The organism is Pseudonocardia hispaniensis (genome assembly GCF_042658695.1).
Lineage (GTDB): Bacteria > Actinomycetota > Actinomycetes > Mycobacteriales > Pseudonocardiaceae > Pseudonocardia > Pseudonocardia hispaniensis.
The window spans coordinates 29,474-40,227 of sequence record NZ_JBHSQW010000017.1 but is presented as its reverse complement, the minus strand read 5'-3'; the positions used below and the strand labels follow the sequence as shown (position 1 = coordinate 40,227).

Sequence of the window (10,754 nt, the reverse complement as noted above, 5' to 3'; positions counted from 1 at the left end):
GGTGGCGGGCCAGACCGGCGCCGTAGCCGCCGGCACCCTCGATCGCCCAGGCCCGTAGCCCGCGGTGCTGCTCGGCCAGGCCCGTAGCCCGGAGTGCTGCTCGGTCAGGGCCAGCAGCTGGGTGTAGCCGTCGGCGTCGGCGGGCACGGTGAGCGTGGCCAGCAGGGCACCATTGCCGGCTGCGACCAGCGCGGCGGTGTGGGTATCGGCGTGGGTGTCGACCCCGATGACGAGCTCGACCAGTTCTGCCAGCATGGACATGCGTTCTCCTGACCGTGGCGGACGTGAGGTCCGGTCCGGTGCGGAGCCCGGCAGGACTGTGACGGGACACGTCGGAGGTCGAGTCCGGCGGTCATGCTCCTGATCAGGCCAGCTGCTCCGGCCGGGCCGGTGCCGACAACAGCAGGCGGACAAGTCCGCTCAAGGGCATCACGCCAGTCAGAGCACGGGTCACACCCGCTGCTGTCACCACCAGCCCACCATCACCGGGCCGGCTCGACCATCCTCACAGTCAGGGCAGGAGGTCGGGGCGCCGGTCGGACCAGTCGGTGGCGGTCTCGTAGGCTGCGCCGATCCGTAGCACGGTGGGTTCGGCGAAAGGTGTGCCGATGATCTGCAGCCCGATCGGTAGCCCGGTGTCGTCGAAGCCGCAGGGCAGCGACAGTGCAGGCAGGCCGGTCAGGTTGCCCGGGGCCGAGGTGCGTACGTAGCTGTTGATGACGGCTTCCTCCTGCCCGTCTGGCCACGTGAAGCTGGTTTGCCCGACCTTCGCGGCGGTGGCGGGCAGCGTGGGAGCCAGCACTGCGTCGAGCCCGTCGAACATCTGCTTCCAGCCCTGCTGGATCAGGGTGCGGACCCGCAGTGCCTTGATGTAGTCGGTGGCCAGCACCAGTTCGCCGGCCTCGAGGAACACCCGCACATCGGGTTCGTAGAGCTCGGCCATCCGGCGCAGGTTCTGCTGGTGGTAGGCGGTGGCCTCGGGCACGAGGATGCCGAACTCGGCTGGCATGTACAGCTCGGGATGGGGCAGGTCGATCTCCCGCAGCTGTGCGCCGAGGCCTTCGAGCTGTCCGATCGCCTCCCGTACCGCGGCCTCGACCTCGGGGTCGATGCGGTCGAAGAAGTAGTTGCGCGGCACACCGAGCACCAGGCCCTCGACCCCGGCCGCCAGCCCGTCGGCATGCCGGGGAACCGGGACGTCGACGGTCGCGGGGTCGGCGCGGTCGTAACCGGCGATGACGTCCATCATCAGCGCCGCGTCGCGCACATTGTTGGTCAGCGGCCCGATGTGGTCCAGCGACCAGCTCAGCGAGGTCGTGCCCCGACGGGAGACCCGCCCGTAGGTGGGCTTGAGCCCGACGGTGCCGCAGACCGCCGAGGGGATGCGGACCGACCCGCCGGTGTCGGTGCCGATGGCGCCCTGACACATGCGGGCGGCCACGGCTGCCCCGGACCCGCCGCTGGACCCGCCCGGGATGTGGTCGAGGTTCCACGGGTTGCGGGTGGTGGGGGTGATGACCCCGTAGGCGAACTCGTGGGTGTGCGTCTTGCCGACGATCACCGCACCGGCGGCCTCAAGGTGGTCGACCACCGCAGCGTTGGTGTCCGGCACGTGGTCCGCGCGCGTGCGCGAACTCGACGTGGTGGGCACGCCTGCGGTGTCCAGGAGGTCCTTCACCCCGATGCACACGCCGTGCAGCGGTCCGCGGTAGGCGCCGTCGGCGATCTCCTTCTCCGCGTCCCGGGCGGCGCGCAACGCCTGCTCGTGCATCACGCTGGCGAACGCGCCCACCCGCTTGTCGAGGGCGTCGATGCGGCCGAGCACCGACTCGGTGAGCTCGACAGGGGATAGCTGCCGCTCCCGGATCTGCTCGGCGGCCTCGTGCAGGGTCAGCTCATAGGGTTCCACGCCGCTCACTCCCACCGGGCGTCGAAGGCAGTGGCCGGGGGTACGTCACCCGTTTCGGCCGCGTCCAGCCGGTCCACCAGCCCGTAGATCTGGTCCACGGCCGGGCCGACGACGGCCGTGCGCTCGGGGCTCAGCTCGAGGCGGGCCATCCGCAGCAGCTCGTCGAGCATCGGCCCGGAACAACTCGGGCGCAGGGGGAACATGGATTCTCCTCTTCTTCGGCAAGGTCGGTCCCGTGGCACGGCCGGATCAAGCCGGTCGGCCACTGGTCGAACAGCGACCGTCGTACGAGGTATTGAGATCTTCGTCGGGTCACATTCCGAGGAAACGGCGAGGTGAGCGAACGCGTCTGGCACACCTCGGCCCGGTCAGAACGTTGCGGGTGAGATCGCGACAGGTTCGCGGACGGCCTTGTGGTGGTTTGCGTTACGGGGCACGGCCAACACCTCCCGAGTTCGGCCGTCGAGTGCGGCGTCGGCGAGCACGCCGTTGTCGGCCAGGACTGTTTCGAAGGCGTTGAGCCAATGCAGGTAGTAGCTCCACGGCTTGCCGCCGTTGTCCTCTTCCCACTGTTTGATCGAGTGGATCAGGGCCTGCTGGAACTGGCTCCACTCGTACTTGCCGCTGTGGTAGGCGGCGACTGCCATGGCGAAGGCCCGCAGTTCCCAGGGTTCGTTGAACATGCGCTCGTCGATTCCGCCGCCGGGTAAGTCGCACACCAGCGCTTCCACACTCTGACGTGCCTCGCTGATGGCAGGCCTCGTGTCACGATGCATCTCGGGCTCCACGCGGGTCACGAGGACGGGCTGGCGGCGGGGGCGACGCCGATCATCGAGTCCCGGGTGACAAGGGCCGCGAGGTCGAACGCGCCCATACCCTCGGATCCCTGCGGGCGCTTCGGCAGCACCCAGTAGCGCAGCTCGGAGCTGGAGTCCCAGACTCGGATCTCGACCGAGTCGGGGACCACGAAGCCGAAGTCCTCGGCGAGCACCTTGCGCGGCTCCCGCACGATCCGCGAGCGGTAGGGCGGGGCCTTGTACCAGTTCGGCGGCAGCCCGAGGATCGGCCACGGGTAGCAGGAGCACAGCGTGCACACGACGAGGTTGTGTACCGTGTCGGTGTTTTCCAGGGCGATCATCTCTTCGCCCTGCAGACCGCTGATGCCCATCTCGGCGCAGGCGGCGGTGGCGTCGGCGAGCAATCTGGCCTTGAACTCCGGATCGGTCCAGGCCCGCGCGACGACCTTGGCGCCTAGCTGGGGGCCGACCTCGTTCTCGTAGATCTCGGCGAGGCGGTCGACCGCCTCAGTGGTCATGACCCCCTTCTCGATCAACATCGCCTCGAGTGCTTTGACCCGAGCGGTGATCTCCTCCTGCGTGTTCAGTCGGGTGTCGGTGGGTGCGGCCATGGAAGGGCTCCTCAAAGATTCGGGTGGGGACGGATGGTCAGGAGGCGAGAATGAGGTACGGCTCCCACACGTCGAAGTAGACGACCCCGTTCGGCTCGGCCGTCTCGGCACCCCACAGCTCCTCGCTGGTGAACCTGACGGTGTAGAGGTGCTCGGGGGCGTCGGGACCGCCGTTGCCCGCGCTGTCGGGGTAGAGGTAGGTGCCGTGCGCGGCGGTGATCTCGCCGGTGCGGCCGCGGACGTAGCGGGCCCGCCGGGTGTGGCCGAACGGGCTGTCCGTCCTGATAGTCACCCGGTCCTCCACTTTGAACTGGGCGACCTTTTCGGACTCGCGGTTCGCCGGAGCGCCGTGTTTGACCGCGGCGTCGACGAAGGCCAGCAGCTCGGGGTCCTCGCGCTGCGGAAGCGGTGCTTCGGGATTGTCGAGGTAGAACTTGGTGCGCTTCTCGAGTTCGGCCATGTCGAGCAGGCCGCTCTTCTCGCCGTAGTACTCGACGGCATGCGCCCAGTGTTCGTAGTAGTTTGTCAGCAGGTACTCTGCGGGGTCCATCTTCTCGATGGCGTGCCGGAACTGGTCCACGTTAAACAGGCCGGCGCGGAAGCAGGAGGCGAACATGGCGAACGCGGCCTTCTCCCATTCCGCCCGGAACACCGGCTCGTTCTCTTGCGTCACGACAGGTCCCAGCCCGTCTGTGCCGCCGAGGTCGAACACTCCGTTCATGCTTTCCTCTCGATCGTGGTGGTGACCGGCGGGTGAGGGAGCCCGCCGAAGGCCTGCTCGCAGGTGTGGCCATCCGCTCCGCGATGGTGTTGCCAAAGCCGTGGTCGATGATCGTCACCGCGCCGGACAGGCCGCGAGCGAATGTTCACCCGGCGCCCACTCGTGGATGGGACCTTATGCACGGCCCGCGCGTAGGGCGTCCCGGTCTCGGACGAGGCGGAGAGTGCCGCGGCGATCGGGGCGACCTCCGCGGACTCGGCCTTGGCAAGCCGAGGTCAAGGCGTTCGGACAACACCTCCGGAGCGGCAGTGCGAACCGGTACGGGCATGAGCCCTCCTGTCGAGGTCGGCGTCGCCGAATCTAGAGAGGATCTTGCTAGATGTCAACCAGTGTCGACACATTGACGCGAGGTCAGTCGGGACTGATCGCCTGGAGGTCCGTACCGACTGCTTCGGCCAAGTAGAGCCGCTGCACCACGCGATTGGACTTGTTCAGCACGACCGTGCCGCGGGGTAGCTCGTAACGGGCGCCTCGCATCGCGTCGGCGACCGCGCGAGGCTCCTCTGTGCCCGCCCGCCGCACGGCGCACCACCAGATGTGCACCCCCTCGTACACCGACTCGCTCAGTGTGGAGAGCGGTGGGGCCCAGCGGCCGAATGCTTCCCGGTAGCGGGCCAGTAGGTCGAAGTTCCGCTCCGTCTCAAGCGACTCCAGATATCCGGAGATCGTGTGCACGCCTGCTGTCGCCGGAGAGCCGATGCGAGCCAGCGTCGACTCGTCCAAGGCGGGGGCTAACGTCAGACATCGCTCGTGCAGGCCCAGCTCATGCGCCTGCCGCTGAAAGGCGGCGGCATCGGCACCCACGAACGTCGAGAGCACCACGTCAGCGCCGGATCGCGTAATCGCCTCGATGACCGGCGAGTAGTCGGCCGTGCCGAGGCCCACATACCGTTCCCCCACCAGCCGGCCGCCCACCTGGGGCAGAATTTCTTTCGCGACGGCATGGGTGCTGCGCGGCCAGCAGTAGTCGTTGCCGGCCAGGAACCACCGTCGCCCACCTGCGGCACCCATCATCGGGTGTGCTGCTTGAGCCAACTGGTCGGCTGGGCGCTCACCCAACTGCACGCGCAGCCGCCCTCGGGCGCCGCCTTCGTTCATCACTGTCTGCACGACGAGCACGTCCGCGTCGGCCAGCACATCGGAGACCGCGAAGAACGTCGCTGATGTGGTGGCCACGAGGATGGTGCGGCATCCCAGCCGGACGAGTCTGTGGGCCTCGGCTATCCCGACCGCTGGATCCGTCGCGTCGTCCCCCACGATGAGCTCGACCGGGCGCCCGCCGATCCCACCTTCCGCGTTGACCTCGGTGATGGCGAGAGAGGCCAGGCTGTCCGTCGCGGCGGCAAAGAGGCTGGCTGGACCTGACTTCGAGGTGAGCAGACCCAGCCGCGGATTGCCCGTTGCAGGGTGCCGAACTGCGTGGCCGCGACGGCGCATCAACCATTCCATGCCGTGGCGGTCCAACTCGGCCTGCAGGCTCACCCGGGTTCCGCCAGCCGACGACGCGAAACGCAGCACGATCCGGCCCCGCCACGGCTGGGTGTGGACGATCTCGATCCGCGACGGCGGCACGACCACACCGATTCGCCCGAGGATCTCCACCGGGTCGGCGCTCGGTCCGTCAAGGGGCGCCCGGAGTGTCACGGCCGCTCCCGGCGTCACCCGGTCACAGAGCGCGTCGAAGATCCATCCCGCACCCACGCCCCCACCGAACAGTCCGAACGTGACAGCCGGCGGTGTCTCGACGAACTCCTTCACGGTCAAGGTGAGCACGGCCATCAGCGATCCCGGGACCGGTCAGGAGTACGGGAATGCGTGCAGAGCAGGGTCAAGTACATCATCGACTCCGGATTCACGACGACGGGAACTAGCCGGAACCTTTCACTATGGCAGGCAAATCAGGGCGACAACCGGCCGAGGTGCTTGCCGAGCGCGATAAGGGCAAGCGCACCGACCTCAGGCTGTGTGCTCTGTAGACTCGGACCCGAGGGAGTGGGTAGTGGCCTCGTCTCCCGCCCGCCGGACCTGGCCCAGGCCAGACTCGAACAGCTGATGCAGCAGCGCCAGTACATCGCGAGCGGAGCCGGAGGAATCCACCGCGTAGAACCGGTACCGCCCGGCACGCCGCTCAGTAACCAGACCAGCCGACCGCAGAACCCGCAAATGACTAGACACCGCAGTGCGGCCTACCGACGTGATCCGGGCGGCGAGTTCACCGGCGGTGAGTTCGTCGCACTCGGCAAGGACGCCGAGAATCTCGCGCCGCACCGGGTCGGCCAGGGCGTCGAACGCCAGATCGGCCCCCATCGCGATCGTCCTCCTCCAAAGCAATATGTCAATGCGGCATGACATGTCGCCGAAAGGGTAGCCGAGGAAGCGTTCCAGGCAGTGCAACGGGGTGGGCGCAAAGGGGGATCGCGAGCGGGCTTCTACAAGGCACGTAGTCGCCCGCCCTCGGTGCGGACGCTCCGGCAGGCCTGGCTGACCGATCAGATCCCCGCCATCCACGAGGTGTCCCGCCAGACCTACGGTCCGCCGAGGGTGCGTGCTGTCGACGGCAGCCCAATACTGACCACGGCGCGGCAAGGTGTTTCTACTGAGCGTCGCAACGCTTCCTTGATCGTTTAGGGGTTGTGTTGTCTTCGACGCGTCGTGTCAAGAAGGGCCCGGGTCGGCGGCCGCAGTCGGCCAAGCGCCAGCGGTTCATGGAGTTACGCGCCCGCGGTTGGAGCGTCCAGGCCGCAGCGCGGGAGGTCGGCGCGTCGCGAACGTCCGGCGCGAACTGGGCGCGCGGCTACAAGACCTACCGCGACGGCCGGGTGGTCGGGTTCGTCGCGCCGCTGGATCGTCTCGCCGTCCTCCGCGAGATCAGCGCGCTACCTGTCCCAGGACGGGCGCTTCCAGATCGCCGACCTGCGCCGGATGGGCTGGAGCATACGTCGAATCGCCGCCCACCTCGGACGTTCGCCCTCGACGATCTCCCGCGAGCTCCGCCGCAACGGGCGAAGCGACGGCGGCTACCGCCCGTTCGAGGCTCCTCGCCGGGCCGTGGCTCGTCGGGCCCGCCATTATCGGTGCGAACAGCAGCCCGGCAGGTGCGGTGCAGCGGGCGAGCACAGCGAAGTCGCGGACATTCTGGTCTCTCGGCGCCGCGCGGTGTCGGTGCCGGCCGGTAGAACCTCTCGCATGGCACTGCAGTGGAAGCTGGTCATCGACAGCAACGACGCGCCGACGCTCGCGGATTTCTGGGCCGCCGCGCTGGAGTACGAGGTGGAGGACCAGAGCGCGTTCATCGACGGCCTGTTGGCCGCCGGGCACCTCAGCCGGGACGCGGTCGCCGAGCACCGCGGCCGGCGGATCTTCCGTGGCTACGCGGCGATCCGTCATCCCGACGATCCGTACGACGAGATCACCGGTGTCGGCCGCGGCAGGAGGCTGCTGTTCCAGGACGTGCCGGAGGGTAAGACGGTCAAGAACCGCCTGCACCTCGACGTCCACAGCCGGCCGGGTGAGCTGGACGCCCTGGTCGACCGGCTGGAAGGGCTGGGGGCCACCCGCGTCCGCGAGGTGGACCAGGGGCCGGCTGGACGTTGGTGGACCATGCGGGACCCGGAGGGCAATGAGTTCGACGCCGCCTGAAGATCCGAAAATCGGACGGACGGGTCGTGACTCCACGTCCTCGGAAGATCAAGTCTTTCGACACGCCGGGACACTTCACAACCCCCGCTGGCGTGGAGTGCTGATGAGCTGACCGGGGCCAGGGCGGCCCCGTCGGCGGCGGGTTGATCGTCCATCACGGCCTGGCGGGTGCGCCAGGGGCCTCAGTGGTCGGTGGCGAGCTCGCCGGTGAGCCTGCCGTGCATGGTGGCGCTGTGCTCGTTGAGGCCGACGATCTCGACACTCTTGCCGCGCGCCTCGTACTTGGTGGTGATCGCATCGAGCGCGGCGACGGTGGAGGCGTCCCAGATGTGGGCGTCGGTCAGGTCGATGACGACCTTGTCCGGATCGCCGGTGTAGTCGAACTGGTAGACCAGATCGTTGCTGGAAGCGAAGAACAGCTCGCCGGTGACGGCGTACACGACCTGGGTGCCATCGGGGTCGGCCACGGCGGTGACGTTGACCAGATGGGCGACCCGGCGGGCGAAGATGATCAGGCCGGTGATCGTGCCGACGATCACGCCGAGGGCCAGGTTGTCGCTGGCCACCACGACAGCCACGGTGACGACCATGACGGTGATCTCACCGGTCGGCATCCGCTTGAGCGTGGCGGGCGCGATGCTGTGCCAGTCGAAGGTGCCGAACGCCACCAGCACCATGACCGCCACCAGCGCGGCCATCGGGATGTCGGAGACCAGCGGCCCGAAGGCGATGCACAGCACCATCAGGAACACCCCGGCCAGAAACGTCGACAGTCGGGTCCGGGCGCCGGCGACCTTGACGTTGATCATGGTTTGGCCGATCATCGCGCAGCCGCCCATGCCGCCGAAGAAGCCGGTGACGACGTTGGCGATGCCCTGACCGATGGATTCTCGGGTCTTGTTGGAGTGGGTGTCGGTGATGTCGTCGACCAGTTTCGCGGTCATCAGTGACTCCAACAGACCGACCAGGGCGAACGCGAGCGCGTAGGGCGCGAGCAGGGTGAGGGTGTCCAGGGTGAACGGCACCTGCGGCAGGCCGGGCACCGGCAATGAGGTGGGCAGGGCGCCCTTGTCTCCGACGGTGGGCACCGCGATCCCGGCGGCAACGGTCAGGGCGGTGAGCGCCACGATCGACACCAGCGGTGCCGGAACCGCCTTGGTCAGCCGGGGAAACACCAGCATGAGCGCCAGGCCGCCGGCGAACAGCGGGTAGACCGGCCACGGCACGTCGATCAATTCGGGAACCTGCGCCAGGAAGATGAGGATGGCCAGGGCGTTGACGAACCCGACCATCACGCTACGCGGCACGAACCGCATCAGCCGAGCGATCCCCAGCGCGCCGAGCACGACCTGGAACAGCCCGCCCAGGATCACCGTGGCGATCAGGTAGCTCAGCCCGTGCTCCCGAGCCAGGGGTGCGACCACCAGTGCGATCGCGCCGGTGGCGGCCGAGATCATCGCTGGCCGACCGCCGACGATCGAGATCACCACGGCCATGGTGAACGAGGCGAACAGCCCGATGCTGGGGTCTACCCCGGCGATGATGGAGAACGAGATCGCCTCCGGGATCAGCGCCAGCGCGACCACCAGGCCGGCCAGGATCTCCGTACGGGCCACCTTCGGTGACAGCCACGACGGCCTGCTCAACAGGTTGGTCCATCGCGCCCGGGGCGGCGACAACGGTGAGGAGGAGGGCACGCGACAACCTGACGTGTTCGGGCGCCGAGTTGCATTCGGCGCAGGTGGGGTCACGGCGCACCGGCAAGCGGGCAGCCTGCTGACGCCATGACGAGGACCGAGGGGTAAGAGGAGCGGCGCTGCCCCTGGGTGGCGGCACGTTCGACCGCCGCCTCGAACGGCGCGCGCGACGTGGGTCTGGGTCGCCGCGAGCCCCGAAACTCGACCCTTACGTTAAGGCAGAGTTGCCTGGTGTGTGTCACCGCCACCGTGAAGTGAGGTCGAGGTCACGATCATGGGACGGTCGCGGGTGCGGCAGGGCGGTTCAGGGAGACTGTGACAAGGCCGAGCCGGTCTGCCGCCGATGGGTGCTGAGCTGGGTGTGCAGTAGTGCGGCGAACTCCTCGGCGACCCGCAGCTTGGCCCGCAGATCCTCACAGGCCTGTTCGGCCGTGGCGCTGTACTGCCTCAGCCGTGTGGCCGGTTCGTCCACCGGTGCGTCGTCGGGCAGTGGGTCGAGGATGGCCAGCAGGTCACGCATCTCGTCCAGTTGGAATCCCAGCGGTTTCATGCGCTTGATCAGCAGCAGCCGTTCGACGTCGGGCTCGAGGTAGAGGCGGAACCCGCCCTGGCTGCGCGCGCTGGGCACGACCAGGCCGACCTCCTCGTAGTAGCGGATGGTGCGCAGCGACAGCCCGGTGCGTTCGGCCACCTCACCGATCTGCATCTGCTCGCCCACGCCGCATCCCTTTCGTCGATGACACCTCACCGTACTGACGCGGTCCGCCGATCCAGTCGTCGAGGCGGTGGCCACGCGGGGTCCCGAGCCCGTCCCACCTCGGTGTCCGCGCCGACCCGCCGGGCAAGCACGACCGCCAGCAGGATCGCCGACACCGCGCCGGCTACCAGGAAACCGGTCGTGGGGTGGTCACGATCGTGACGACAACAGTGGCCCGTTCCGGTCCTTCGGCTTCGACGCGTTCATCCTCGAGCATCCCGAGTTGGCGCACATGCGGACCTGGTCACGACGCCTGGGCAGAACGGGTCAGGCGAACGCGGGTTCGGCACGCTGAGGTGCGAGCGGCAACCGCACCGATGCCGGTGTCGGTGACGAGTTGATGCTCATTCATGCTGGTCAGAACGGTGCCCCCGGCAGGATTCGAACCTGCGACACACGGTTTAGGAAACCGTTGCTCTATCCCCTGAGCTACGAGGGCGTACCTGGACGATCCTAGCTGCGTGGCGGGGGTGTCCCGCCTCGGCCTCCATCCCCTGGCGAGCCGCGGACACGGAGGCCGTTTCGCGATGGTTTCGCGCTGCCCGTGGTTCGCGGTCCCGCCG

General features: G+C 68.2%; 10 protein-coding genes, 1 tRNA gene and 3 pseudogenes. 3 read left to right on the top strand and 11 right to left on the bottom strand.

The genetic code is table 11. From position 1 onward, the window contains the following. The 8 genes and pseudogenes from ACFQE5_RS08875 to ACFQE5_RS08840 all read right to left on the bottom strand — a co-directional run. Positions 1-261: pseudogene (locus ACFQE5_RS08875) on the bottom strand (hypothetical protein); the annotation flags it as partial. Positions 262-511: 250 nt separating this feature from the next. After that, positions 512-1,909 carry an amidase gene (locus ACFQE5_RS08870; RefSeq protein ID WP_379584350.1) on the bottom strand — a complete coding sequence of 466 codons (1,398 nt, stop codon included), beginning with the start codon at positions 1,907-1,909 and terminating at the stop codon, positions 512-514. A 5-nt stretch (positions 1,910-1,914) separates the two neighbouring features. After that, positions 1,915-2,112: a hypothetical protein gene (locus tag ACFQE5_RS08865; protein ID WP_379584349.1), complete on the bottom strand. Its 198-nt coding sequence runs from the start codon at positions 2,110-2,112 to the stop codon at positions 1,915-1,917. A 165-nt stretch (positions 2,113-2,277) separates the two neighbouring features. Further along, positions 2,278-2,706 (bottom strand): nitrile hydratase accessory protein, encoded by a 429-nt coding sequence (locus tag ACFQE5_RS08860; protein WP_379584348.1) that lies wholly within the window; start codon positions 2,704-2,706, stop codon positions 2,278-2,280. Next, entirely contained in the window at positions 2,703-3,317 is a 615-nt protein-coding gene (nthA, locus tag ACFQE5_RS08855) for a nitrile hydratase subunit alpha (protein ID WP_379584347.1), read from the bottom strand. Before nthA ends, ACFQE5_RS08860 begins: the two co-directional genes overlap by 4 nt. Before the next feature lie 37 nt (positions 3,318-3,354). After that, entirely contained in the window at positions 3,355-4,038 is a 684-nt protein-coding gene (gene nthB, locus ACFQE5_RS08850) for a nitrile hydratase subunit beta (protein WP_379584346.1), read from the bottom strand. Between the two features lie 411 nt (positions 4,039-4,449). Beyond that, positions 4,450-5,676, bottom strand: coding sequence for a substrate-binding protein (locus ACFQE5_RS08845; RefSeq protein WP_379584345.1), 1,227 nt, complete (start codon positions 5,674-5,676; stop codon positions 4,450-4,452). A gap of 378 nt (positions 5,677-6,054) precedes the next feature. Continuing rightward, positions 6,055-6,405: an ArsR/SmtB family transcription factor gene (locus ACFQE5_RS08840; protein WP_379584344.1), complete on the bottom strand. Its 351-nt coding sequence runs from the start codon at positions 6,403-6,405 to the stop codon at positions 6,055-6,057. A 326-nt stretch (positions 6,406-6,731) separates the two neighbouring features. Here ACFQE5_RS08840 and ACFQE5_RS23195 point away from each other — a divergent pair. From ACFQE5_RS23195 to ACFQE5_RS08835, 3 genes and pseudogenes are all read left to right on the top strand, one after another. Beyond that, positions 6,732-6,890: pseudogene (locus ACFQE5_RS23195) on the top strand (helix-turn-helix domain-containing protein); the annotation flags it as partial. Positions 6,891-6,942: 52 nt separating this feature from the next. Then, positions 6,943-7,089, top strand: a pseudogene (locus ACFQE5_RS23190) (helix-turn-helix domain-containing protein); the annotation flags it as partial. Between the two features lie 195 nt (positions 7,090-7,284). Then, entirely contained in the window at positions 7,285-7,737 is a 453-nt protein-coding gene (locus ACFQE5_RS08835) for a VOC family protein (RefSeq protein ID WP_379584353.1), read from the top strand. 182 nt (positions 7,738-7,919) lie between these two features. Here the strand turns inward: ACFQE5_RS08835 and ACFQE5_RS08830 are convergent, their stop codons facing one another. The 3 genes from ACFQE5_RS08830 to ACFQE5_RS08820 form a co-directional block, all read right to left on the bottom strand. Then, positions 7,920-9,383, bottom strand: coding sequence for a SulP family inorganic anion transporter (locus ACFQE5_RS08830; RefSeq protein WP_379584343.1), 1,464 nt, complete (start codon positions 9,381-9,383; stop codon positions 7,920-7,922). A 355-nt stretch (positions 9,384-9,738) separates the two neighbouring features. Beyond that, positions 9,739-10,152 (bottom strand): MerR family transcriptional regulator, encoded by a 414-nt coding sequence (locus tag ACFQE5_RS08825; RefSeq protein ID WP_379584342.1) that lies wholly within the window; start codon positions 10,150-10,152, stop codon positions 9,739-9,741. 405 nt (positions 10,153-10,557) lie between these two features. Then, positions 10,558-10,630 (bottom strand) — tRNA-Arg (locus ACFQE5_RS08820). Between the last annotated feature and the right edge of the window lie 124 nt (positions 10,631-10,754).